Origin of the sequence: Pseudomonas gingeri, from assembly GCF_013385635.1 — a bacterium.
In the GTDB taxonomy this organism is placed as follows: Bacteria; Pseudomonadota; Gammaproteobacteria; order Pseudomonadales; family Pseudomonadaceae; genus Aquipseudomonas; species Aquipseudomonas gingeri_A.
Window position 1 is genome coordinate 313,851 of sequence record NZ_JACAPR010000010.1, and the last position, 23,044, is coordinate 336,894.

General features: G+C 62.5%; 23 protein-coding genes. 15 read left to right on the top strand and 8 right to left on the bottom strand.

Going from position 1 to position 23,044, the window contains the following annotated elements; translation table 11 throughout:
• Position 1 precedes the first annotated feature (1 nt).
• Positions 2–994 (top strand): diaminopimelate epimerase, encoded by a 993-nt coding sequence (locus HX851_RS11845; protein ID WP_177065484.1) that lies wholly within the window; start codon positions 2–4, stop codon positions 992–994.
• Positions 995–1,189: 195 nt separating this feature from the next.
• Entirely contained in the window at positions 1,190–1,780 is a 591-nt protein-coding gene (locus tag HX851_RS11850; protein WP_177056436.1) for a hypothetical protein, read from the top strand.
• 6 nt (positions 1,781–1,786) lie between these two features.
• On the opposite strand, the gene HX851_RS11855 is transcribed toward HX851_RS11850, so the two are convergent.
• Positions 1,787–2,758 carry a hypothetical protein gene (locus HX851_RS11855; protein ID WP_177056435.1) on the bottom strand — a complete coding sequence of 324 codons (972 nt, stop codon included), beginning with the start codon at positions 2,756–2,758 and terminating at the stop codon, positions 1,787–1,789.
• A gap of 83 nt (positions 2,759–2,841) precedes the next feature.
• Between HX851_RS11855 and HX851_RS11860 the strand changes: the two genes are divergently transcribed.
• Positions 2,842–3,300 (top strand): GNAT family N-acetyltransferase, encoded by a 459-nt coding sequence (locus tag HX851_RS11860; RefSeq protein WP_177056434.1) that lies wholly within the window; start codon positions 2,842–2,844, stop codon positions 3,298–3,300.
• Positions 3,301–3,319: 19 nt separating this feature from the next.
• On the opposite strand, the gene codA is transcribed toward HX851_RS11860, so the two are convergent.
• Together codA and uvrB are read right to left on the bottom strand one after the other, a co-directional pair.
• Positions 3,320–4,558, bottom strand: a complete 1,239-nt coding sequence (gene codA / locus HX851_RS11865; protein ID WP_177065485.1) for a cytosine deaminase — start codon at positions 4,556–4,558, stop codon at positions 3,320–3,322.
• Between the two features lie 288 nt (positions 4,559–4,846).
• Complete coding sequence (gene uvrB / locus HX851_RS11870; RefSeq protein ID WP_177056432.1) at positions 4,847–6,862, bottom strand: excinuclease ABC subunit UvrB; 2,016 nt, start codon at positions 6,860–6,862, stop codon at positions 4,847–4,849.
• Between the two features lie 326 nt (positions 6,863–7,188).
• Between uvrB and HX851_RS11875 the strand changes: the two genes are divergently transcribed.
• Positions 7,189–8,385: an amino acid aminotransferase gene (locus HX851_RS11875; RefSeq protein ID WP_177056431.1), complete on the top strand. Its 1,197-nt coding sequence runs from the start codon at positions 7,189–7,191 to the stop codon at positions 8,383–8,385.
• A gap of 498 nt (positions 8,386–8,883) precedes the next feature.
• Complete coding sequence (gene cfa / locus HX851_RS11880; RefSeq protein ID WP_177056430.1) at positions 8,884–10,062, top strand: cyclopropane fatty acyl phospholipid synthase; 1,179 nt, start codon at positions 8,884–8,886, stop codon at positions 10,060–10,062.
• Here cfa and HX851_RS11885 read toward each other — a convergent pair.
• Complete coding sequence (locus HX851_RS11885; protein WP_177065487.1) at positions 10,044–10,739, bottom strand: helix-turn-helix transcriptional regulator; 696 nt, start codon at positions 10,737–10,739, stop codon at positions 10,044–10,046. The two genes, cfa and HX851_RS11885, sit on opposite strands and share 19 nt — an antisense overlap.
• Positions 10,740–11,017: 278 nt before the next feature.
• On the opposite strand from HX851_RS11885, the gene HX851_RS11890 reads away from it, so the two are divergent.
• The 3 genes from HX851_RS11890 (at position 11,018) to HX851_RS11900 (ending at position 14,972) form a co-directional block, all read left to right on the top strand.
• Positions 11,018–12,151, top strand: a complete 1,134-nt coding sequence (locus tag HX851_RS11890) for an aminotransferase class I/II-fold pyridoxal phosphate-dependent enzyme (protein WP_177065490.1) — start codon at positions 11,018–11,020, stop codon at positions 12,149–12,151.
• Entirely contained in the window at positions 12,151–13,122 is a 972-nt protein-coding gene (locus HX851_RS11895; RefSeq protein WP_177065492.1) for a Rossmann-fold NAD(P)-binding domain-containing protein, read from the top strand. The genes HX851_RS11890 and HX851_RS11895 overlap by 1 nt, the downstream gene beginning before the upstream one ends.
• Before the next feature lie 524 nt (positions 13,123–13,646).
• Positions 13,647–14,972, top strand: a complete 1,326-nt coding sequence (locus HX851_RS11900; RefSeq protein ID WP_177056426.1) for an OprD family porin — start codon at positions 13,647–13,649, stop codon at positions 14,970–14,972.
• Here HX851_RS11900 and HX851_RS11905 read toward each other — a convergent pair.
• The 4 genes from HX851_RS11905 to HX851_RS11920 are packed head-to-tail and all read right to left on the bottom strand — an operon-like array spanning position 14,951 to position 18,004.
• Positions 14,951–15,787, bottom strand: coding sequence for a GGDEF domain-containing protein (locus HX851_RS11905; protein ID WP_177065494.1), 837 nt, complete (start codon positions 15,785–15,787; stop codon positions 14,951–14,953). The two genes, HX851_RS11900 and HX851_RS11905, sit on opposite strands and share 22 nt — an antisense overlap.
• Before the next feature lie 22 nt (positions 15,788–15,809).
• Positions 15,810–16,199: a DUF1987 domain-containing protein gene (locus HX851_RS11910; RefSeq protein ID WP_177056424.1), complete on the bottom strand. Its 390-nt coding sequence runs from the start codon at positions 16,197–16,199 to the stop codon at positions 15,810–15,812.
• A 19-nt stretch (positions 16,200–16,218) separates the two neighbouring features.
• Positions 16,219–16,788, bottom strand: coding sequence for a SiaB family protein kinase (locus HX851_RS11915; RefSeq protein WP_177056423.1), 570 nt, complete (start codon positions 16,786–16,788; stop codon positions 16,219–16,221).
• Entirely contained in the window at positions 16,781–18,004 is a 1,224-nt protein-coding gene (locus HX851_RS11920; protein ID WP_177065768.1) for a SpoIIE family protein phosphatase, read from the bottom strand. The genes HX851_RS11915 and HX851_RS11920 overlap by 8 nt, the downstream gene beginning before the upstream one ends.
• Positions 18,005–18,303: 299 nt before the next feature.
• Here HX851_RS11920 and HX851_RS11925 point away from each other — a divergent pair, with 299 nt between their 5' ends.
• The 7 genes from HX851_RS11925 (at position 18,304) to HX851_RS11955 (ending at position 23,027) form a co-directional block, all read left to right on the top strand.
• Complete coding sequence (locus tag HX851_RS11925) at positions 18,304–18,579, top strand: BufA1 family periplasmic bufferin-type metallophore (protein WP_177056422.1); 276 nt, start codon at positions 18,304–18,306, stop codon at positions 18,577–18,579.
• On the top strand, positions 18,576–19,013 hold the full coding sequence (locus tag HX851_RS11930) for a DoxX family protein (protein ID WP_177056421.1): 438 nt from the start codon (positions 18,576–18,578) through the stop codon (positions 19,011–19,013). Before HX851_RS11925 ends, HX851_RS11930 begins: the two co-directional genes overlap by 4 nt.
• Before the next feature lie 91 nt (positions 19,014–19,104).
• The gene (locus tag HX851_RS11935; RefSeq protein WP_177056420.1) at positions 19,105–19,869 is read left to right on the top strand and encodes an alpha/beta fold hydrolase; all 765 of its coding nucleotides are present in this window, start codon (positions 19,105–19,107) and stop codon (positions 19,867–19,869) included.
• Between the two features lie 48 nt (positions 19,870–19,917).
• Positions 19,918–20,184 carry a BufA2 family periplasmic bufferin-type metallophore gene (gene bufA2, locus HX851_RS11940; RefSeq protein ID WP_177056419.1) on the top strand — a complete coding sequence of 89 codons (267 nt, stop codon included), beginning with the start codon at positions 19,918–19,920 and terminating at the stop codon, positions 20,182–20,184.
• 159 nt (positions 20,185–20,343) lie between these two features.
• The gene (gene bufB, locus HX851_RS11945) at positions 20,344–21,195 is read left to right on the top strand and encodes an MNIO family bufferin maturase (RefSeq protein ID WP_177056418.1); all 852 of its coding nucleotides are present in this window, start codon (positions 20,344–20,346) and stop codon (positions 21,193–21,195) included.
• On the top strand, positions 21,192–21,938 hold the full coding sequence (locus tag HX851_RS11950; protein WP_177065496.1) for an HvfC/BufC N-terminal domain-containing protein: 747 nt from the start codon (positions 21,192–21,194) through the stop codon (positions 21,936–21,938). The genes bufB and HX851_RS11950 overlap by 4 nt, the downstream gene beginning before the upstream one ends.
• 30 nt (positions 21,939–21,968) lie before the next feature.
• On the top strand, positions 21,969–23,027 hold the full coding sequence (locus HX851_RS11955) for an alpha/beta fold hydrolase (RefSeq protein WP_177056416.1): 1,059 nt from the start codon (positions 21,969–21,971) through the stop codon (positions 23,025–23,027).
• Positions 23,028–23,044: the final 17 nt, after the last annotated feature.

The window sequence follows — 23,044 nt, forward strand, 5'->3', positions numbered from 1 at the left end:
TATGCCGACGTTTTACGACGCACGCGGGAATATCTATGCCGTGGCGAGCCCCGATGAAGTGCGTGGCCTGGGCTTCGAGGTGCCGCTGGACGCGGCGCAGGCGGCCTCGCAGCGGCTGACCTGGACCGCGGGGGCGGTGGAGGCGTTGTGCGGCTGGGGCGACCAGGCACCCGGGCGAGGTGGCAAGCACCATCGTTCCGATGGGCTGCTGGTGGGGCCGTTCCAGTCCGCAGCCCCCTTCGATCTGCTGATCATCAATACCGACGGCACCCTGGCCGAGCGCAGCGGCAACGGCTTGACGATTTTCGCCCAGGCGCTGGCCGAGCAAGGCCTGCTCCCGGCGCAAGGAAGCTGTCGATTGCAGGTCCATCACGATCAACCGGGCGGCGGCTCTCCCGTGGTCACGGTGGTCGAGCCGGCACAGGTCGAAGGTATCCAGGGTTTCTGGCTGGCGTTGGGGAAGCCGGTGTTCGGTCCTGCTGCCGTCGCGGCCGCCGGTATGGGGGATGCCGGGTCGAATGGCCGCCACCTGAGCCATATCCCGGGTCTGGCGAGGCTGAACAGCGCCTGGCAGCGCAGCCAGTTCGTGCGGATCGGCAATCCCCATTGCGTGACCCTGGTCGACGAGGCATCGGCATTGCCGAGCAACGCGCAGATGCTTGAGCCGGCACTGGAGGCGGGGTTGACCACGATCGCCTTCGCGCCGCCTCTGGGCGCTGGAGAACCGTGTCCGGCCGGCATCAATCTGCAATGGGCGACGCTCGAGGGGCTGGGGCACCTGCGGGCGCGGGTGTTCGAGCGTGGCGAAGGGCCGACCGCGTCCTCGGGAACCAGCGCCAGTGCCGTGGCCTGCGCGGCCTGGCAGGTCGGTTGGGTGAGGGCGGGCGAGGTGCGGGTCAGCATGCCCGGAGGCACCGCGCCGATTCGCCTGGTGGCGCAGGCCGGCGAGCTGCAGAGCGTCCACCTGTTCGGAGCTGCCCGGCGCCAGGACTGACGCCCGGCACAGACCAGGCCCGACTCCGACGTCCGGATCGGATTCCCCCCGCCTGTTGCAGCTCGGTTGTGCGCTTGTCCGGTCCAGGCGGTTTTGGCTTGAATGAGTCGATGGGGTGAAGGCCGATGACGGCCTTGCCCGGATCGGGCCGTGGAGACGGACCCGGGTTTTCGAATCGTTCAAATGGAATTCATGATGAGAGCTGTCAGAGGTTTATTCAGTACATTGCTGTGCGCGGGGCTGGTTTTCACTGCCTGTTCCACTGGCGCGCAGACGGGGCCCGGTCTGGGCTCCAATGAAAGGATCGCCGCATCTTCCACCGCCACCGACGGCATCGAGTCCTCTCCGGCGGAGCTGCTGGTGGGGAGTCGCACCGATTATTTTTCCTGCTCGGTGGGACGCTTTCGCGGGGAACTGGAGGCCAGGGTGGTGTTCGCCTCAGCCGGCAGTACGGCGTACTTCGATGTCAGTGCCGTGCGCTACCGGATTGTCCGCAGCGACGGCCAGGGCGGTGGCAACAAGGCCAACGTCAATTTTCACCTGGACACGTTGAATCGGCAGGGAGTGGTCAGGGGTAGTGATGTCTATCACTCGCCGGACTCACTGAAGCAGGACGGCAGCTGGCATATGCTCGACGTCAACCGGATCGTGCGCACGGACTATCAGGGCGCGGTGACATTCGAGTTCGTCTTCGACCGCTCCAAGGCCGCCGATACCCGTTGCGCGGCGCACAAGACCTACCAGTGGGCCGGGGCCTCGGCCGGGCTCTCCACCACGGCCGAGTGATCCGGATCAACCCGCATCGAGTCCTGGCGCTTCGCGAATCAGGAAGTGATCCAGGTTCTCGATTTCACAGCTGAAGACACTGAAGGTCTGTTCCGGGTTTTTCTTGCTCGGGACCTGTTTCAGCTCCGGCGTGACGCCGTAGAAAAAACAGTAGAGATCGTCGGCCTGGTCGATCACGCTTTTGATTTCCGCCAGGAACGCTGTGCGCTGGCGGTAGTTTTCGATCAGGCCCTTGCTCAGGTAGATATTTACCGAATAGCGCTTCTTGTCGGCCCAGACCGGCTTGTCGAAGACGATGCTGAAGCTGCTCTTGTAGTCCTTGATCTCCTTGATCCGACCCCAGTAGATCAGGCCCTTGCGGTCCTGACAGTACTCGACTTTCTTGAAAAAGGCGTTGTAGTTCAGGCTCTGCTCGCCGATGGTCAGCGGCATGCGCTTGAGCAGTTCCTTGTTGGCGAAATTGGAGACAAAACACTCCACCGGATGGGCAAAAACACTGGTGCGGTTCGGCAGCGGCCTGGGCGCGTCGTCGGCGGCATTCCCGGCGGGCGACCGCATGATATCGGGAGCCGTCGCCGCCAGGCCGGAGTCATTGCCGGTGGGCGCCTTGCGCGCGTAGACGCGACGGGTCAGCAGCAGTTCGACCGGGAAGTTCTGTTCGCCCTCGATCTCGTTCAGCGGGTGGTCGGGGTCGAGGACGCTCGGGATGGTTTCCGGGCTGAGGTATGGACAGTCCGCCAGGTGCTGCGTACTGGGCATGTTCCTGAAGTGCGGGGTGCGCTTGAAGCGCACATTCGTGGCATTGTAGGTCGTCAGTTGGTTGGTGCTGTCGAAGGCCGCACGGCAGGTATCGTTCGGGCACTGGAAACGCTCCCTGGCCGAATCGAACGCCACGGTCTCGTCGAAGTTCAGGTCGCGGACATCGTAGATCGTCAGTTTCTCGTCCAGGCTGACGCAATAGGCTTTGTCGAATTTCATGCTCGGTCCATCGGCGGCGGAGTAGGGCATTAATATCAGGCAATCTTTTTCCATGCACCTGCAGATCAAGGAAAGTCTCGAATATGCAATCGATCATGCGCCTGGCTGAAGTGCTGGACCTGCCTCGGGTCGAAGCCATCGTCGACGCGGCTTACCGCGTCTACATCCCGCGAATGGGGCGAGAGCCCGGCCCGATGCTGGAAAACTATGCCGCCCTGCAGCAGGCCGGGCACCTGTGGGTGCTGGAGGTGTCCGGGCAAGTGGCCGGTATCCTGGTACTGATTCGCGAGAAGGAGGCGATGTTGCTCGATAACGTCGCGCTCGGCCCGGAATATCAAGGGCGCGGGCTGGGCCGGGTGTTGATGGCGTTCGCCGAACAGGCCGCGCTCGATGCGCGGTGTTCGGCGATTCGCCTGTACACCAACGAGGCCATGAGCGAGAACCTGGCGCTGTATGCGCGGCTGGGTTATGTCGAAACCCACCGCGCCGGGGACTCGGGCTTTCATCGGGTCTACCTGACGAAAAGCCTGGAGCCGGTGTAGCGATCCGCTCGGGTGTGGATTACTCCAGCAGTTCCACACGTGCCGGTTCACGGCGCATCAGGACTTTTCCCTGGCGAATCGAATACAGCGGTAACCCCTGGCTGCGGATCACTTCATAGTCGTTGTCGGCCGAGAGAATCAGCAGGTTGGCCGGCCGCCCGGCTTCCAGGCCGTAGCGATCACCCAGGGCCATGGCCCTGGCACTGTTGTCGGTGACCAGGTCCAGGGCGTTCTGCAGGTTGCGGTAGCCGAGCATATGGCAGATGTGCAGCCCGGCTTCCAGTACCCGCAGGATGTTGCCATTGCCCAGTGGATACCAGGGGTCGACGATGGAGTCCTGGCCGAAACAGACATTCATCCCTGCTTCCAGCAACTCGTTGACCCGGGTCACTCCGCGGCGTTTCGGAAAGTTGTCGAAGCGGCCCTGCAAGTGAATGCTTTCAGTGGGGCACGAGACAAAACTGATGCCCGAAGCCTTGAGCAGGCGGAACAGCTTGGCGCAGTAGGCATTGTCATAGGAGCCCATGGCCGTGGTGTGGCTGGCGGTCACCCGCGAGCCCATGTCACGGCTGCGGGCTTCTTCGGCGAGGACTTCGAGAAAGCGCGAGTGCGGGTCGTCGGTTTCGTCGCAGTGGACATCGACCAGGCAGCCGGTCTTTTCCGCCAGGTCCATCAGGAACATCACCGACGAGACGCCCTGGTCGCGGGTGTATTCGAAATGCGGAATGCCGCCGACCACATCGGCGCCGAGGTTGATCGCCTCGACCATCAGCTCCCGGCCATTGCGATAGGACTCGATGCCCTCCTGGGGAAAGGCCACGATCTGCAGGTCGATCAGGTGCCGGGTTTCCTCGCGCACCTCGAGCATGGCCTTGAGCGCCGTCAGTTCCGGGTCGGTGACATCGACGTGGGTGCGTACATGCTGGATGCCGTGGGCGGCGAGGTTGCGGATGGTCTTTTTCGCCCGCGTCCTGGTGTCCTCGTGGGTAATGGTGGCCTTGCGTTCACCCCAGCATTCGATGCCTTCGAACAGGGTGCCGCTCATGTTCCAGCGCGGTTCGCCGGCGGTGAGGGTCGCGTCGAGGTGGATATGCGGCTCGACGAACGGCGGCACCACCAGGTTGCCCTGGGCGTCGAGGTCCGCCGGGCCGGCTGCCAGCAGGCCGGTTTGCGGGGTGATGCTCGCGATCCGTGCGTCCTCCAGGTGCAGGTCGTACAGGCCTTCGCGGTGGCGCAGCCGGGCGTTGAGGATATGCATGGGCGTGGTCCTTTTCGGGCATGTCGTCATAAGGTAGCCGAAGTGTGCAGGAAACTGCTGGGCGATCGCCCCTGCACCCGGCGGAACATGGTCGAAAACGCCGCCGGTTTCCGGCCCCTGGGCCTGCTGGCGTGGGTGCTGTTGGCGATGTTGTCGAACTGACCGGGCTGTCGATACAGGCTATCAATACACCTGCGTAGGAGCCGGGCTTGCCCGCGAAGAGGCCCTCAAGAGCGCTAAAAACTTCGCGGGCAAGCCCGGCTCCTACAAGGATCTGCGGCCTCTGGATCAGACGGTCAGCAAGCGCTCACGCAGCTTGCCGATCTCGTCGCGCATCTGCGCGGCGGCTTCGAACTCCAGGTCGCGGGCCAGTTGGTACATCTTTTCTTCCAGTTGGCGAATGCGCTTGGTGATCTCGCTCGGCGAGCGCAGTTCGTTTTCGTAGCGGGCGTTTTCCTCGGCGGCCTTGGCCATGCCCTTGCGTTTCTTGCTGCGCGAGCCGGGTACGGTGGCGCCTTCCATGATATCGGCGACGTCCTTGAACACGCCCTTGGGGGTGATGCCGTTGGCCAGGTTGAAGGCGATCTGCTTGTCGCGGCGGCGCTCGGTTTCGCCGATGGCGCGCTCCATGGAGCCGGTGATCCGGTCGGCGTAGAGGATCGCCCGGCCATTGAGGTTACGGGCGGCGCGGCCGATGGTCTGGATCAGCGAGCGTTCGGAACGCAGGAAACCTTCCTTGTCCGCATCGAGGATCGCCACCAGCGAGACTTCCGGCATGTCCAGGCCTTCGCGCAGCAGGTTGATCCCCACCAGCACATCGAAAGTGCCCAGGCGCAGGTCGCGGATGATCTCTACCCGCTCCACGGTGTCGATGTCCGAGTGCAGGTAGCGCACGCGCACGCCATGGTCGGCGAGGTAGTCGGTCAGGTCCTCGGCCATGCGTTTGGTCAGGGTGGTGACCAGTACCCGTTCTTCCACGGCCACGCGCTTGGAGATTTCCGAGAGCAGGTCGTCGACCTGGGTCAGGGCCGGGCGGATTTCCACTTGCGGGTCCACCAGACCGGTGGGACGCACCACCTGTTCGACGACCCGTCCGGCGTGTTCGGCCTCGTAGTTGCCGGGGGTCGCGGAAACGAAGATGGTCTGCGGGCTGATGGCTTCCCACTCGTCGAAGCGCATTGGCCGGTTATCCAGCGCCGAGGGCAGGCGGAAGCCGTACTCCACCAGGGTTTCCTTGCGCGAACGGTCACCCTTGTACATGGCGCCTACCTGCGGAACGCTGACGTGGGATTCATCGATCACCAGCAGCGCATCGGCCGGCAGGTAATCGTAGAGGGTGGGTGGTGGTGCGCCGGATTCACGACCGGAGAGGTAGCGCGAGTAGTTTTCGATGCCATTGCAGTAACCCAGTTCGAGGATCATCTCCAGGTCGAAGCGGGTACGTTGCTCCAGGCGCTGGGCTTCCACCAGCTTGTTGTTGCTGCGCAGGTATTCCAGGCGCTCCTGCAACTCCACCTTGATCCCTTCGATGGCGTCGAGCAGGGTTTCCCGCGGCGTCACGTAGTGGCTTTTCGGGTAGAAGGTGAAGCGTGGCAGTTTGCGGATGACTTCGCCGGTCAGCGGATCGAAGGCCGAGAGACTTTCCACCTCATCGTCGAACAGCTCGATGCGGATCGCTTCCAGATCGGATTCGGCCGGGTAGATATCGATGACATCGCCGCGCACACGGAAGGTGGCGCGGGCGAAGTCCATGTCGTTGCGGGTGTATTGCAGGTCGGCCAGGCGACGCAGCAGGGCGCGCTGGTCGAGCTTGTCGCCGCGGTCCACGTGCAGGACCATCTTCAGGTAGGTTTCCGGGCTGCCCAGGCCGTAGATGCACGACACCGTGGTGACGATGATGGCGTCCTTGCGTTCCAGCAGGGCCTTGGTCGCCGACAGGCGCATCTGTTCGATGTGGTCGTTGATCGACGCATCCTTCTCGATAAAGGTATCGGAGGAGGGCACGTAGGCTTCCGGTTGGTAGTAGTCGTAGTAGGAAACGAAGTACTCGACGGCGTTGTTCGGGAAGAACGCCTTGAACTCGCCGTACAGCTGCGCGGCCAGGGTCTTGTTCGGCGCCAGCACCAAAGTGGGGCGTTGCACCTGGGCGATCACATTGGCGATGCTGAAGGTCTTGCCCGAGCCGGTCACCCCGAGCAGGGTCTGGTGGGCCAAGCCGGCGTCGATGCCTTCGACCATCAGGCGGATGGCCTCGGGCTGGTCGCCGGCGGGCTGGAAGCGGGTGACGAGCTGGAATTCGGACATAACGTACCTCTGGGTCACGCCTGCCCGGCAAGCCGCGCAGCAACGAAAAAGATCGCCTGCAACGGCAGGTCGCAGGGAAAAAGCATGATAAGCCTAGATGTGGTGTTGCGCCCGACGGCTTTCAAGGCAGACGTCTGTCGGACGTTAATGTTGCATTTCGATTGACGGTCGTAAAATAAATCAAAAAACTTGGCGGAATCCGACAATAGTCGGTCGCCCTCGCCGGTGATGGGCTCTATACTAGCTCCCCGTTTGTGCACCGCTCTAGTGCAATCGGCCGGAGCGTTGTCACCCCCCTCCACCCTCCATTCAGAGCCGCCGCAATAATGAGCCTGTTCTCCGCTGTCGAAATGGCACCACGCGATCCTATCCTGGGCCTCAACGAAGCATTCAATGCCGATACCCGTACCGACAAGGTCAATCTGGGTGTGGGTGTTTACTGTGACGAAAGTGGGAAAATTCCACTGTTGCGTGCCGTTGTCGAAGCCGAGACCCAGCGCGTGGCTCAGCATGCTTCCCGTGGCTACTTGCCGATCGACGGTATTGCCGCCTACGACAAGGCGGTACAAACCCTGCTGTTCGGTGAAGGTTCGCCGCTGATCGCCGCCGGTCGTGCGCTCACCACCCAGGCCGTCGGTGGTACCGGCGCGCTGAAGATCGGTGCCGATTTCCTCAAGCAACTGCTGCCGAACGCGACCGTCGCCATCAGCGACCCGAGCTGGGAAAACCACCGCGCGCTGTTCGAAGCCGCCGGTTTCCCGGTCCGGAACTATCGCTACTACGATGCCGCGAGCAACGGTGTGAACCGTGCCGGCCTGCTGGAAGACCTCAACGCACTGCCGGCCAAGTCGATTGTCGTGCTGCATGCCTGCTGCCACAACCCGACCGGCGTCGACCTGACCCCGGCCGACTGGCAGGACGTGCTGGACGTGGTCAAGTCCAGGGATCTGGTACCGTTCCTGGATATGGCTTATCAGGGCTTTGGTGATGGTATCGAAGAAGATGCCGCCGCCGTGCGCCTGTTCGCCGAGTCGGGCCTGACATTCTTCGTCTCCAGCTCATTCTCCAAGTCGTTCTCGCTGTACGGCGAGCGTGTCGGTGCGCTGTCGATTGTCAGCGAATCGAAGGAAGAGACCGCGCGCGTCCTGTCCCAGGTCAAGCGTGTGATCCGCACCAACTACTCCAACCCGCCGACCCACGGTGCGAGCATCGTCGCGGCCGTGCTGAACAACCCTGAGCTGCGCGCCCAGTGGGAATCGGAGCTGGCTGAAATGCGCCTGCGGATTCGTGGCATGCGCATGCAGATGGTCGACCTGCTGGCCCAGTACGGCGCCAAGCGTGACTTCAGTTTTGTCGGTCGCCAGCGCGGGATGTTCTCCTACTCCGGCCTGACGGTGGAGCAGGTGGCACGCCTGAAGAACGAGTTTGGCATCTACGCACTGGATACCGGTCGTATCTGCGTGGCATCGCTGAACCAGCGCAATATCGAAGTGGTGGTGAAGGCGATTGTCCAGGTGATCTGATTGGCGCAAGGGACTCCCGTTCTTGTCGCCTGAAAAAAAGCCCGCAGCGATGCGGGCTTTTTTTGTGTCTTTTACTTGGGCGCCTAACGGCTCAACCCAGAAATGACCTGCTTAAAAAGTCGTAGGCCAATCGCCCCTGAGCTCAGAGACAGAGACTTCCAGGCGTGTCTCGGTTTGAAGCAAATCTGATTTTGATGCGAAATACTGCATCTCGTTCTCCCAGGCATCCACGACATACCTGGCCTTTTCGACCGGAACGTTGATGGATGTCCGCACGTCGTAGAGGTTCAATGATAGGGCCAGCGTGGCTTCTGATGAGGGTGTCACAAATTGTTACAGTATCCGTAAAGCACTTTTATCAAATCCTGATTTGTCTTGCTCCGAAGCCTCGACTTAAGCTTTCCCAAGCTTCGAAAGTCAACCTTGAGCGCCTGCGTCAACGGTTTGAACAATGGCCTCGCTGTCCACTTCAGTGCAAGCAAGAAGTAAGGATTCACGATGCAGTCAGAGTGCGAAGATTCATTAGCCCCCCGTTCTTCCAGTGTCTCCACCGAGGACACATCCCACAGTAGCTCCTACCGACTGGCCGAAGAATTGCTGGACAAGGCCGGCCTGCGCCTGGATGGCAGCGCACCGTGGGACATGAAACTGAAAAGGCCCGGGGTTCCCGAACGAGCCTTGTCCGAGGGCAGCCTGGGCCTCGGCGAGGCCTACATGGACGGCGACTGGGACGCCGACCAACTGGACGAGTTCTTTTCCCGGCTGATGCGTTCGGGCCTGGCCGACGGGGTCAACCCGATGGCCATGCTGTTTCACGCCGCACGGGTCAAGTTGCTCAACCTGCAGAACCGCAAGCGTGCCTGGCAGGTCGGCGAGCAGCACTATGACCTGGGCAGCGATTTCTACGCGAACATGCTCGACCCGCGCATGACCTACACCTGCGGCTACTGGCGCGAGGCAACCGACCTGGTCGAGGCGCAGAACGCCAAGCTCGACCTGGTCTGCCGCAAGCTGCGCCTGGAGCCGGGCATGCGGGTCCTGGATATCGGCTGTGGCTGGGGCAGCTTCATGTCCTATGCCGCGCAGAATTATGGTGTCGAGTGTGTCGGCGTGACCATCTCCCGCGACCAGGCCGAGTGGGCACGCCAGCGTTATGCCGGGTTGCCCCTGGAGTTCCGCCTGCAGGACTACCGCGATGTCGACGAGCAGTTCGACCATATCGTCAGCATTGGCATGTTCGAACATGTCGGGCGCAAGAACCATCGCGTCTACATGGAAACCGCCGAGCGCTGCCTGAAGGATGAGGGGCTGTTCCTGCTGCACACCATCGGCAAGAACCGTCGCAACTCCAGTACCGATCGCTGGATCGACAAGTACATCTTCCCCAACGGCGACCTGCCTTCCATCGGCCAGATCGGCGATGCCGTCGACGGTCTGTTCGTGGTCGAGGACCTGCATAACTTCGGTGCCGACTACGACAAGACGCTGATGGCCTGGTGCGAGAATTTCGAAGCGGCCTGGCCGCGTTTCGCCGGGGAGATGGGCGAGCGTTTCTATCGCATGTGGCGCTACTATCTGCTGTCCTGCGCGGGTGCGTTCAGGGCCAGGGATATCCAGCTGTGGCAGTGGGTACTCTCGAAAAAAGGCGTGATCGGCGGCTACGAACGCGTGTCCTGAGGCGTTTTCCTGCTGCTCTTCCTGCTGCCGGCGGGAGCCTTGATCGTCGTCGTGCCGACGGGAATCAGAGGCTCCGGCACTGCCTTGAGGTAGTTGTACACGGTTGCCCGGGAGATCTCGAAGTAGTCGGTCAGGTACTCCATGAAGTTGCGTATCTCCAGCAGCCCGCTGGCCCGGGCCTCGGCCAGTGCCAGGGTGATTTCGCGGCGGCCGAACTCGCTTTTGCGCACTGAGGTCTCGAGGGAAATCCGTTCGACGATCTCATTGAGCTTCTCTCTCCAGTCCGCCTTGAACAGCGCCTCCGGCCGGGTTTGCGTGTTGAACCCGGCGGCGAAGGTGCCCAGCAGTTGCTGCATCTGGTTGATCACCGACAGATCGAAATTCAGGCACAGGAACGCGATGATTTCACCATGGTCGTCCCGGGCGGCAATGGTGATCGAGCGCAGGACCCGGCCGTTGATCCCGCTGCTTTCGTAGGGGCCGATCACATCCGGTCCGGCTTCGAGCTGCGGGATATCTTCGATCAGCGAGGGATCGCCGACCTTGCGCTTGGAGAAATTGTTGGCGATATGCGCGATCAGGCCGGTCCTGGCATCGTGTACCACGGCTTCCAGATGCGGATAGAGCAATCCGGCGATGCCTTGTGCCGTGGCGTTGATGAAATTCAGGTAGGACATCTGCAAGCCTTCGATTCAGGTGGACAGTCACTGCGCCGATGCGCAGGCCCGATGCATTCCGTCCGGGCGCCCGCACGTTACCCTACTCCCGGGCGATATTGGAACAGGCTTGATGGTCTTGATAAGCAAGGCTTGAGCTAAATTTAGACATAAAAAATAAATTAGACAATATGTATATGTCGAGCTAGTGTCTTGCGGGTACTTTCACCGACCGCGCATTCGCGAGATTGCGCGAGGGCGGTGGACGACCTATCGCCCATATCAGCAGGGGACACCGCATGGCCACGCTTCCAGACTTCCGCCTGGAGACCTATTTCTCCAAGTGGGAATTCACCGCCCGCTACCACATGACCGCTTCCGATGCCGAGAGCATGACCCTCTCGGAGTTGCTGGCGCTGGCGAGCGACAGTGATCGCGCCGCGTTCGAGAACCTTTCGCTGGGCTACACCCAGACCTATGGCGCTCCGGCGTTGCGGGAGACGATCGCCGCGACCTACGACAAGGTGCTGTCCGCCGATATCCTCTGTTTTGCCGGTGCTGAGGAAGGGCTTTATGTGGCGATGCATGCCCTGCTGGAAAAAGGCGACCACGCCATCGTCGTGACACCCAACTATCAGTCCGCCGAAACCATTCCCTTGAGCCTCTGCGAGGTAACCGGCGTCCCCCTCGACCCGGCGCGTGGCTGGACCCTTGATATCGATGCGGTGGCCGCGGCCATCCGCCCGAATACCAAGCTGATCTCGATCAACTTCCCCCACAACCCGACGGGCAAGATCCTCGAGCGCGAGCGCTTCGATGCGCTGGTACAGCTGTGCCGCAAACACGGGATCTACCTGTTCAGCGACGAGGCCTATCGGCTGATCGGGGTCGGCGGCTGCGAGCAATTGCCGGCGGTTGCCGATGTCTACGAGCGCGGATTGTCGCTGGCGGTGATGTCCAAGCCCTATGGCCTGCCCGGTCTGCGTATCGGCTGGATAGCCTGCCAGGATGCCGATCTGCTGGTGCGCATGGAGCGGATGAAACACTACCTGTCCATCTGCAACTCGGGCCCCAGCGAGATCCTCTCGATCATCGCCCTCAAGGCCCGCGAGCGGATCCTCGCGCGCATCCACACGCTGATGTCGCACAACCTGGAAGTGCTGGACGGTTTCTTCGCCGAGTTCAGCGACCGGTTCGACTGGTATCGTCCGGACGGCGGCTGTATCGCTTATCCGCGTTATCTGGGCGGGGAAGGGGTGGAAACCTTTACCACGGATCTGGTCGAGCGCACCGGGGTATTGCTGCTGCCTTCCAGCATCTACACCTCGGCGCTCGGGCCGGTGCCGACGGATCGCTTCCGCATCGGCTACGGGCGGGCGAACATCGAAGAGGGCCTGGAGGTGTTCCGGCGTTACCTGCAAGGGGCGGCGTGATGCTGCCGGTGCATGACTGGCCGTCCCTGCGTGCGGTACTTCGCCACGATGCGGTAGTGGGCGCCATCCGCGAGGCGTTTGTCCGGCATGCGGACGGCCAGGTGGTAGCGCCCGCCCCAGGCGAGCTGTTGTTCGACCAGCCACCGGGCGACTGCCATATCAAGTACGGCTACTTCAAGGGCGGCCCGGTCTTCGTCATCAAGATCGCCATGGGCTTCTACGACAATGCCCGCCATGGCCTGCCGACCAACAATGGGCTGATGGCGGTGTTCGACGCCCGGACCGGGCAGACCCTCGCGCTGCTGAATGACGAAGGCTGGCTGACCAGCTGGCGGACGGCCGCATCGGGTGCCCTGGCGGCAGTCGCCATGGCCCCGAAGCACATCACCGCGCTGGGGATCCTGGGCACCGGCCACCAGGCGGAGCTCCAGGCCCTTTGGGCATCCGTTGCGCTGGGTATCGACAAGGTCGTTATCTGGGGCAGGGACCCGCACAAGGCCGAAGCCCTGGCGACTCGACTGCGCGAAGAGGGAGTCGATGCGCATGCGGCGACGAAGGTCGAAGCGCTGTTGCAACAGTGCAACGTGATTATCACCTGCACCCCGGCGACCGAGCCGTTGTTCGCTGCCGCAGCGGTGAGGCCCGGCACCCATATCGTCGCGTTGGGCGCCGATAGCCAGGGCAAGCAGGAGATCGATCCGCAGCTGTTTCAGATCGCCAGCCGCGTGGTGGCGGACGATATCAGGCAGTGCACGGATCGCGGTGATCTCGGCTACGCGGTCCGTGACGGCCTGCTGGAGACCGCCTCGATAGTGCTGCTGGGAGACGTGCTGTCAGGCAAGGCGAAGGGCCGCGAGAGGGAGGATGCCATCACCATTGTCGACCTGACCGGGCTGGCCGCCCATGACGTTGCCATTGCCACCCTGGCCATTGAAGCCTTGCCGGGCCCGGATACGCGCAACGCGATCTGATCCCCGAAGCTCGCCGGGCCCATTGTTTCCCGGGCCCGGTGACCGTTCCTTTGGCTACCTTCAGTCCTCCCGCACACGGCCATCACCGTGACAGTGCCTTGTTAATGAGTTCCCCTCTCGATATCCGTCGACCTGCGTCGAGTTAATATCAATGAAAAATCTTTCATGGCTAATTAACCCGGCGAACATGGTTCGCTGTAATAAAAAAATATATATAGACGCTGGCAGTAAAAAATAACAATAGAGGCCATTGGTTGATAGTGCCAAGTGTTCCGGTTTTTTTCTCGCAGCAGCCAGACCAGGCAACTGCCGCCTGAGCGCCAGCGGGCGCCGGGCGTGGCCCGGAGCACAAGACAAGAGCTCAACCTGACCCACCTTCTGCAGTCATGAAGATTGTCTTTGGCCCTCGGGCACTTCTGCCATTCATTGTTCTACGTTTCCACTCTCCTCGCGGATGACGGAGTGCGTCCTGTTGTTCGCACTAACAAGAGAGTGAAACTTTATTAACCAGGGGAATTACAACGATGTCGGTAAAAATCAACTTGCTTACACTGGCGGTTTCGCTGGGGATGGCCCAGGTCGCCATGGCGACTACCGTGACCGACCAGAGCGATGCCAAGGGCTTTGTCGACGACAGCAGCCTGAACCTGCACCTCAAGAACCAGTACTTCGACCGCGACCGGAAAAATGACAAATCCGATCTCGAGGACTGGACCCAGGGCATCTTCGGCAACTACAGCTCGGGCTTCACTCAGGGCACTGTCGGTTTCGGCGTCGACGCCTTCGGCTACTGGGGCATCAAGCTCGATGGCGGGCCGGGCACGGCAGGTACCGGCAACCTGCCGGTGGGACGCAACGGCTCCCCTGAAGACGATTACGCCAAGGCCGGTGGCGCGGTGAAGATCCGCGTCTCCAAGACCGAGTTGCTCTACGGTGACATGCAGCCCACCGCGCCGGTCTTCGCCGCCGGCGGTACGCGGCTGATCCCGGAAACCGCCACCGGTTTCAACCTGCTCAGCAGCGAGATCAAGGACCTCGACCTGGAAGCCGGCCACTTCACCAGCGGTACCGGCGTGGTCACCACCAGCAACGACCATGACCTGTTCGCCACTTACGCCAACGTCACGACCAGTGCGGTCAACTACCTGGGCGGCAAGTACACCGTCAACGACAACCTCAACTTCACCCTCTACGGTTCCGAGTTCGAGGACGTCTGGCGCCAGTACTACACCAACGCCAACTACACCTTGCCGATTTCCCAGGCCCAGTCGCTGAACTTCGACTTCAACCTTTACCGCACCCTGGACGAGGGCGAGGCCAAGGCCGGTCCGATCAACAACACCGCGTTCTCCTTCGCCACCGCCTACACCTTCCTGACGGCCCACACCGTGACCCTGGCGTTCCAGAAGATCCATGGCAATACACCGTTCGACTACGTCGGTTTCGGTACCAACGGCCCTGGCGACGGCGGCGACTCGATCCTGCTGGCCAACTCCGTGCAGTTCTCGGACTTCAACGGTCCCGGCGAGCAATCCTGGCAGGCCCGTTATGATCTGAAAATGGCGACCTACGGCGTGCCGGGCCTGAGCTTCATGACCCGCTACATCCACGGTGACGATATCGATGGCAGCAAGATTGCCGCGGACAGCCCTTACCACGCCTACGGTTATGGCGCCAACGGCGAGCACCACGAGACCGATGTGGAAGCCAAGTACGTGATCCAGAACGGCCCGGCCAAGGACCTGTCCCTGCGCCTGCGCGAGTCCATCCACCGGGGCAATGCCGATCAGGCCGAAGGCGACAACAATGAGTTGCGCCTGATTGCCGACTACCCTATCTCGATCTTCTGATCAGGGGTTGGAAGAGGAGGGTGCAGGCCTTCTTCTTTCGCCGGCTCCGGCGCACAGGCGCTCGCGTCTGCCCGTGCCGCCTCGACGCGGTTCCTGCCAGAGCGCTTGGCCTGGTACAACGCAGCATCCGCCAGCCCATAGGCACTGTCGAAACGGGTGCCCACGGGGCTGGCACTGACGCCGAAACTGGCGGTGATCCGGCGGTTCACCGGCTGCCCGAAGACATGCGCGGCAATCGTGTCGCGCAGGGTCTCGGCAAGGTCCAGGCCCTCTTCGAGGGTTCCGGCGGGCATCAGCACGGTAAATTCCTCTCCGCCCACGCGACCAATGAATCCGCTATTGCCGACCACGCGCCGCAGGCAACCGACGATGCCCTGGATCACCGCATCGCCGGCGGGATGGCCGAACTCATCGTTGACCTGCTTGAAGTGGTCGATATCCAGCACCACCATCACCGCACCGGTTTTCTGCAGTGCCTGCACGGTCAGGTCAATCACCGCGCCACGGTTCAGCACGCCGGTCAGCGCATCATGGGTGGCGCGGTATTCGAGTTGATGGGCCAGGGTCTGCAACTGGGCATTGAGCGTGTTCATTTCGCGCTCGGCGCGGTCGCTGCGGCGGATCAGCCGGCGTGTCTCGCGCATGAGCCGCTCGAAATGCACGGTCAGGTCGGCGAGCGCCTGCTGGTACACCGGAGCGCCTGCTTCAGTCACGGCCAGAATGGAACGGGCATGTTCAAGCGCGTCAGTTTCGCTTTTGAACAGGTCCGGTTCAGCGTCATCCTGTGCGCCAGCGAAAGTGACTGAAGCGGTCATGCTCATCATCCTTCTCGGGGTGTCATTGGAGAGTCGTGGCGTGGTCGTTGAAGATGATGGCGGTAAAGTCGGCCTTCAACTCTTCACCGAACTCGAAAATCGTTTCGTCTTCTTCATCGTGGTACCAGTTCACCTGCATCTCGTTACCTGATTGCGCGGCCTTGTCCAGGGCATCGAAGATGCTGAACAGCATCTTGGTGCTGGAGCTGTTGAAGTAGGCCAGGGCGATATGGACGGTGATGGTGATGTCTTCGCGAGAGGCGAGATAGCCGCGCAGTTGCTGGAGCACGGGGGCGTAGAAGGCCGCGGCATTTTCCGGGTAGGACTCGCCTTTTATCGTCAGCAGGTTCTGATCGAAACGAAAGTCGACTTCCGGCGATGTGGCGGTTGCTTCGATGTAGAAATTATCCATGGTGATTGCGTCACTCTACTCAAATGGTGGCTTTAAGGCAGAACAGCGTGGTGCCGGGCTCGTCCGCTCTCGGGTAGAAATCGAATTCCAGCGGGGCGCAGGCGTCGCGCGCCATTGTCAGGAAACCCAGGCCGGCGCCCTTGCTGTCGGCAGGGGTTTCCGCGCGCAAGGTGACCTTGTAGGCCTGCTTGATCTCCTCCAGCGACATGTTGCGCAGGGGTTCCAGCTTTTCACGCAGGCGATCGACGTCGCTGGTGGCGATCGGGTTGGCGCAGAGCATCAGGTGGCGATCGCCGTCGGCACTGATGCACACCGCGCCCTGGCGCAGCGACGATTCGTCGCCCGGATCGGTGGGCAGCGAGTCGGATGAGTAGTGAATGATGTTTTGCGACAGCTCGACGAAGGACGAAAACAATTTGCGTCGCGTCGGCCCGTTGACCCCCGAGATTTCCAGCTGCAGCCGGACCACTTCGGCCATGGCGGTGATGATCGTGTGGGAGAAATACCCCATGTGATAGAAAATCACGTTGCGCTGCTGGGCCAGGTCGAAGAAGTGGCAGTCGGAGTGAACAGCATTCGAATTAATCATGATCGTTTCCAAGACGCGCGCAGAAGAGGGTGAGATCGTCACGGCGGGTTTGCTCTCCCTGCCAATTGGCCAGCGTGCGCTGCAAGGCTTCGCAGATGACGGTCGCCGGCTGATTGCGATGTTCCAGTATCGTGTCGAACGCCTTGCTCTTGCCGAAGGCGATGTTGCGCGGGCCGCCGATCTGGTCGGTCAGGCCGTCGGTCGCGATGAAGACCAGGCTGGCCGGCGCCAGGGCGATTCGGTTCACCGGCCACTGGTAGTCGATGGCGCTGTCCACGTAGCCGACGCCGACGCGCTGTCCGGACAGGGTTTCCATCTGCCGGGCCTCGGGCGGCAAGACGTGCAGCGCCATGCGCGCGCCGGCAAAGCTCAGGGTCTGGCTGGCGCTGTCGAACCAGAGGAACGCGGCATCCAGGCCATCGTCGGACTCGGGGGTTTCAACGCCGCTCTGCACCTGGCCCAGCAGTTCCTTGACGCTCTTGTTCACCGCCGACAGCAGCACGCCCGGATCCCGCGGCCCGAAACGTACCAGGGCCTGGGTCAGCGAAGATGAGGCGATCAGGGTCATGAAGGCACCGGGAACACCGTGGCCGGTGCAGTCGGCTATCGCGCCGAACCAGCCGTCGGGGTAGGCGCAGAAATGATAGAAGTCGCCACCGACCACATCCCGCGGCTCCCACAACAGGACCGCGTCTTCCAGGGTCGACTTCAGGGTATCGCGCGAGGCCCGCAGCATGGAGCGCTGGATAACGCTCGCGTACTCGATGCTCTGCATGATCTGGCGGTTTTTCTCGGCCTGCATGGCCGCGACCACGGCCATCAGTTGCAGGCCATTGCCCAACCCGGCGAATTGGCCGTTGCGGGTAATGATGAAACCGTCCGCGAGGGTCTTTTCGCCGGACTCCACGGTCTTGAAGGTCAATTCCTCGATGCTCATGCCGGTATCGACGATCAACGGTTCCTTGTCCATGAAAGCGATGCAGCTTTTCTTGTCGTAGAGCTCGCGGTGAAACGGCTTGCTCATCATCGACAGGAAGATGTTGCGGTTGATCAGGCCGATGGGCCGCTCATCTTCCAGCACCGCCAGGCAGACCATTTCCTTCTGTGAGCTGAAGGTCTCCATGACCAGGGCATTGGTGCTGCTCCAGTCGATCGCTGGCACTTCCGTGCACAGATCGCCGGCACAGCGGTGATCCTTGGGCCGTTGTGGACGCATGAAGGAGAAGGTTTCTGCGCGCATGCTGGGGTCGCCGGGCAAAGTGAAGGCACAATGCTATCCCCGCAGTATGAACCTTGTGTTACGGATCTTCGCGAGGGTGCCGAGCGGGAGCGGGCGCTGTGCACCGCCCTTCGTGTATCAGAGTGTGTACGAACTCGGGGCTGATACATCCCGCGACCTCCTGCCCGGTTCCGGGACACAGAAGGGATACACGCTCGCGATTAACTTTGCTGGTCGAACAACGCAGCCCAAGACGCTGCTGATTCGCTCAATCCATTGTTGATCGGGAGATATCCATGAAGAGCCAATACGCAGCCCTCGCAGCCACCCTCGCCATTTCACTCAGCGCCTTTGCCGCCACTGCCCAGGCCGCCGATGGCCAGGCTCCCCAGGAAAAATGCTACGGCGTGTCCAAGGCCGGCCAGAACGATTGCGCCGCCGGTAAAGGCACTTCCTGCGCGGGCACCGCCACCGCCGACTACCAGGGCAATGCCTGGGTGCTGGTGGACAAGGGCACCTGCACCCAGATCAAGACGCCCAAGGGCTTCGGGTCCCTGACGGAGCAGCCATGAGCCGCGGCGCCGGGGCAGTGAGTGCCGGCCTCGGCCGGTTGTTGCCCGAGTCCCTGTTGCTGCTGGTAGCCCGTGTGGGGATCGCCTCGGTGTTCTTCCTCTCGGGACGCACCAAGGTTGAAGGCCTGTTGACCCTGAAACCATCGACCTACGTGCTGTTCCGTTCGGAGTACGCGCTGCCGCTGATTCCGTCCGACCTGGCGGCACACCTGGCGACCTATGCCGAGCACCTGTTCCCGGTCCTGCTGGTGCTGGGGTTGCTGACCCGGCCCGCGGCCCTGGCCTTGCTGGGCATGACCGCGGTGATCGAGGTGTTCGTGTACCCCGATGCATGGCCGACGCACCTGAGCTGGGCCGGCCTGCTGTTACCGCTGATCGCCTATGGCGGCGGGAACTGGTCACTGGATGCGCTGTTGCGTCGCCGACCGGCCTGACACGGCGCTTCACATAGCCTCCTGGCACAGCCCTCTCTGAACATGACTTTCAACCACAACATCAAGCCCCGAAGGCTTGAGGAGAAGCACCATGCGTAAGTTACCCCTCCTGGCTCTCAGTGCCCTGGCCATGGCCGCGCCAATGTTTGCCAGTGCGGCCGATCCGGTTCCGCCGGCCGGCGCGAAGAATATCGTCATCGTCCATGGTTCGTTCGTCGATGGTTCGGGCTGGCGGGTGGTCCACGACATCCTGATCCACAAGGGCTATCACGTCAGTGTGGTGCATCAGCCGGCCACCAGCCTGGATGCCGATGTGGCCGCGACCCGGGAAATCCTCGACCAGCAGGTCGGACCGGTGGTGCTGGTCGGCCACAGCTCCGGTGGTGCGGTGATCGGTATTGCCGGTGAGCGCGACAAGGTCAAGGCACTGGTCTACGTCGCCGCGCTGCAACCGGAAGTCGGCGAGACCCTGGGCCAGTTGCTGAGCTCCATGCCGTCACCGAGCAACGACATCCATGGCACCCGCGATGGCCTGCTGTTCGTCGACCGTGCCAAGTTCGGCGAAGACTTCGCCGCCGACCAGACCACCAACCGCACCGACTTCCTGGCCGCTTCGCAAGTACCGGCGACCACCGCCACCTTCGGCGCGCAGAACTGGGCCGCCGCCTGGCACAAGAAACCGAGCTACGGGATTGTCGCCACCGAAGACAAAGCCCTGAACCCGGACCTGCAACGCTGGATGTACAAGCGCGCCGGCTCCAAGGTCACCGAGATCAAGGCCAGCCATACCGTCTACATCTCGCAGCCTGAAGCGGTGGCGAAAGTCATCGAAGAAGCCGCGCTGAACGCCAAGTAAAACCCTCAACCCAACCTGACGTACCCCTTATCTATCTGGAGAAACACCATGGCCACCACCGCTTCCCGCTTGAGCATCGCCACCGCCGCCGCGTTGATCGCACTGGCATCCGCTTCCTTCGCCGTCTCCGCCAGCGCCGCCGACAAGGAGCAGCCGGGCCGCTGCTACGGCGTCAACAGCTGCAAGGGCGAAAGCCTCTGCGCCACTGCCAAGAACGACTGCAAGGGCCTGAACAGCTGCAAGGGGCAGGGCGTCGTGGTCAAGACCCCGAGCGAGTGCCTGAAGGCCGGCGGCACCCTGACCGAGCCTAAATAAGCCTGAACCCATGATCCCGTAGGAGCCGGCTTGCTGGCGATGGTGTCGACGCGTTGTGTCTGTCAGACCCTGTCGTCTGTATCGCCAGCAAGCCGGCTCCTGCAGGGGCGTGGTGTTCTTCGATCGGTATTACCCTCTCTCTCAAGCCGAGCACGCGTAATGTCTGTCTCTATTCCTGTTTTTCCGGGCTACGGCCTGGGCCTGCGCAAGGAACACTATCGGGATTTCCTGGAGACCGAGGTGCCGGTCGATTTTGTCGAGGTCATCTCCGAGAACTTCATGGTCGCGGGCGGCCAGCCCCGGCATATCCTGCGCCAGATCCGCGAGCGGCATCCGGTGGCGCTGCACGGTGTGTCGATGTCCATCGGCTCGGCGGACGGGCTCAACCCCGATTACCTGCGCCGCCTCAAGGATCTCGTCGACGAGATCGACCCATTGTTCGTTTCCGATCACCTGAGCTGGTCGCGCATCGACCGGTTCAACTCCCATGACCTGCTGCCGGTGCCCTATACCGAAGAGGCCCTGGACAGCGTCTGCCGGAATATTTCCATGGCCCAGGATTTCCTCGGCCGTCCGATGCTGTTTGAAAACCCGTCGAGCTACCTGGCCTTCGATGGCGCGACGATGACCGAATGGGAATTCATCGCGCGGATGTCAGAGCGCACCGGCTGCGGACTGCTGCTCGACGTCAACAATATCTTTGTCAGTGCGACCAACCACGGTTTCGACGCGCTGGCCTTTCTCGACGGCCTGCCGGCGGACCGCGTGCGGCAGATTCACCTGGCCGGACACAGCCAGGGAGCCGAGTTGCTGATCGACACCCACGACAGCCCGGTCTGCCAGGAAGTCTGGGCGCTCTACGCCCTGGCGATTTCACGCTTCGGCCCGGTGGCGACGATGATCGAGCGGGACGACCGGATTCCGCCGCTGGCCGACCTGCTCAAGGAGCTGGACATGGCCCGCACCCTCGGTTCGCTCGATGCCCGCGGCTGTTCACGGAGTGCGCCATGAACCTGGCCGAGTTGCAACGCGAGTTCCACCACTGGCTGGTCACGGCGGACGAAAGCGCCGCGCAACGCCTCGGCGGCAACGTAGCCGCCGGCCTGGCGGTGTACCAGAACAACTACCGGGCGCAGCTGGTGGGGTGTCTGGAACAGGCATTTCCCCATTTGCGCCGGTGGATCGGCGACGAGGCGTTCCTCGCCGCCGCGGTCAGTCATATCGACCGGCAACCACCCCATGCCTGGACCCTGGATGCCTACCCCGAGGGCTTTCACGCCAGCCTGGTGACGCTGTTCCCGCACAACCCCGATGTCCAGGAGCTGGCCTGGATCGAGGCGGCGCTCAACGATGCCTTTGTCGCCGCGGATGCCGACGCCTTGTCGCTGGAAGCCCTGGCGACGATCGACTGGGATTCGGCACGACTGCGCCTGACGCCGTCCTTCCGGAGCCATGCCCTGACCACCAATGCCGAGCCGATCTGGTCCGCGCTGTGTGACGAGGTGGCGCCGCCGGAAAGCGAGATGCTCGCCGAGCCGGGCGGCGTGATCGTCTGGCGCCGGCAATTCACCTCACGGCTACGTCCGCTGGAGCAGTTGGAATACCAGGCCCTGCTGCACCTGCAGGCCAACGGCAGCTTTGCCGCCCTGTGCGAGTGGCTGGTCGAACGCCTCGGCGAAACCGAGGGCATTGCCCGGGCCGGTGCGCTGTTGGCCGGCTGGCTCGCCAGCGAACTGATCGTCGATATCAGCTGAATCCTGTCCCACTTACCCGAGGAGCCCATCATGTCCGAGCACCCGTTCAATCGCCGTCGCTTCCTGTTGTCCGCCGCCGCCGGAGCGGCGGCCATCGGCCTCGCGGATATGGCTCCGGCCCTGGCGTCGACAAACCAGGGCGCGGCACCGTACCAGCGTCGGTCGAGCAAGGCGCTGACGCGTTTTGCGCTTCGTCAGGTCAGTACCGAACTGCTGGATATCGGCTACTACGAGGCCGGTCCGGAGAACGGTCGACCGGTGATCCTGCTGCATGGTTATCCCTACGACATCCACAGCTATGTCGACGTCGCGCCGTTGCTGGCGGCCCAGGGCTTTCGAGTGATCGTGCCGCACCTGCGCGGGCACGGAACTACCCGTTTCCTCGACAATGCCACGCCGCGTTCCGGCCAGCAGGCGGCGCTCGGCCAGGATGTCCTGGACCTGATGAATGCGCTGCATATCCCCGAGGCGGTGCTCGCCGGTTACGACTGGGGCGGGCGTGCGGCCTGTGTCGCGGCCGCCTTGCGTCCGAGCCGCGTGGTCGGTCTGGTCTCGGTCAACAGCTACCTGATCCAGGACATCGCCAAGGCTGCCAACCCGCTGCCGGCCCATGTCGAATGGGGCATCTGGTACCAGCATTACTTCCAGACCGAGCGCGGGCGTGCGGGACTCGAGGCGAACCGCCGTGATATCGCGCGGATCCTCTGGCGCAACAACTCACCGACCTGGCACTTCGATGATCGCACCTTCGACCGGGCGGCCGAGGCCTTTGACAACCCCGACCATGTCGACGTGGTCATCCATTCCTATCGCCATCGCATGGGGCTGGCGGCGGGCTACCCGGATTATGCCGAGGCCGAGCAGAAGCTCGCGTTGTTGCCGGCGATCAGCGTGCCGACCATCACCCTCGACGGCGTCGCCGATGGCGTGATCGCGGCCACCGATGGCAAGGCCTCGGCGCCGCGTTTCAGCGGTCCGCGCAGTCATCGGCAGATCCCTGGCGTGGGCCACAACCTGCCCCAGGAAGCTCCCAAGGTCTTTGCCGATGCGGTGGCCGAACTGGTGCGCGGCGGCAAATGGCGAACCTGATCGGCTGCCCCACCGCG

Coding starts and splice junctions, on each gene's coding strand:
- HX851_RS11845 (WP_177065484.1), top strand. CDS start 2: ATGCCGACGTTTTACGACGCACGCGGGAATATCTATGCCGTGGCGAGC.
- HX851_RS11850 (WP_177056436.1), top strand. CDS start 1,190: ATGAGAGCTGTCAGAGGTTTATTCAGTACATTGCTGTGCGCGGGGCTG.
- HX851_RS11855 (WP_177056435.1), bottom strand. CDS start 2,758: ATGAAATTCGACAAAGCCTATTGCGTCAGCCTGGACGAGAAACTGACG.
- HX851_RS11860 (WP_177056434.1), top strand. CDS start 2,842: ATGCAATCGATCATGCGCCTGGCTGAAGTGCTGGACCTGCCTCGGGTC.
- codA (WP_177065485.1), bottom strand. CDS start 4,558: ATGCATATCCTCAACGCCCGGCTGCGCCACCGCGAAGGCCTGTACGAC.
- uvrB (WP_177056432.1), bottom strand. CDS start 6,862: ATGTCCGAATTCCAGCTCGTCACCCGCTTCCAGCCCGCCGGCGACCAG.
- HX851_RS11875 (WP_177056431.1), top strand. CDS start 7,189: ATGAGCCTGTTCTCCGCTGTCGAAATGGCACCACGCGATCCTATCCTG.
- cfa (WP_177056430.1), top strand. CDS start 8,884: ATGCAGTCAGAGTGCGAAGATTCATTAGCCCCCCGTTCTTCCAGTGTC.
- HX851_RS11885 (WP_177065487.1), bottom strand. CDS start 10,739: ATGTCCTACCTGAATTTCATCAACGCCACGGCACAAGGCATCGCCGGA.
- HX851_RS11890 (WP_177065490.1), top strand. CDS start 11,018: ATGGCCACGCTTCCAGACTTCCGCCTGGAGACCTATTTCTCCAAGTGG.
- HX851_RS11895 (WP_177065492.1), top strand. CDS start 12,151: ATGCTGCCGGTGCATGACTGGCCGTCCCTGCGTGCGGTACTTCGCCAC.
- HX851_RS11900 (WP_177056426.1), top strand. CDS start 13,647: ATGTCGGTAAAAATCAACTTGCTTACACTGGCGGTTTCGCTGGGGATG.
- HX851_RS11905 (WP_177065494.1), bottom strand. CDS start 15,787: ATGACCGCTTCAGTCACTTTCGCTGGCGCACAGGATGACGCTGAACCG.
- HX851_RS11910 (WP_177056424.1), bottom strand. CDS start 16,199: ATGGATAATTTCTACATCGAAGCAACCGCCACATCGCCGGAAGTCGAC.
- HX851_RS11915 (WP_177056423.1), bottom strand. CDS start 16,788: ATGATTAATTCGAATGCTGTTCACTCCGACTGCCACTTCTTCGACCTG.
- HX851_RS11920 (WP_177065768.1), bottom strand. CDS start 18,004: ATGCGTCCACAACGGCCCAAGGATCACCGCTGTGCCGGCGATCTGTGC.
- HX851_RS11925 (WP_177056422.1), top strand. CDS start 18,304: ATGAAGAGCCAATACGCAGCCCTCGCAGCCACCCTCGCCATTTCACTC.
- HX851_RS11930 (WP_177056421.1), top strand. CDS start 18,576: ATGAGCCGCGGCGCCGGGGCAGTGAGTGCCGGCCTCGGCCGGTTGTTG.
- HX851_RS11935 (WP_177056420.1), top strand. CDS start 19,105: ATGCGTAAGTTACCCCTCCTGGCTCTCAGTGCCCTGGCCATGGCCGCG.
- bufA2 (WP_177056419.1), top strand. CDS start 19,918: ATGGCCACCACCGCTTCCCGCTTGAGCATCGCCACCGCCGCCGCGTTG.
- bufB (WP_177056418.1), top strand. CDS start 20,344: ATGTCTGTCTCTATTCCTGTTTTTCCGGGCTACGGCCTGGGCCTGCGC.
- HX851_RS11950 (WP_177065496.1), top strand. CDS start 21,192: ATGAACCTGGCCGAGTTGCAACGCGAGTTCCACCACTGGCTGGTCACG.
- HX851_RS11955 (WP_177056416.1), top strand. CDS start 21,969: ATGTCCGAGCACCCGTTCAATCGCCGTCGCTTCCTGTTGTCCGCCGCC.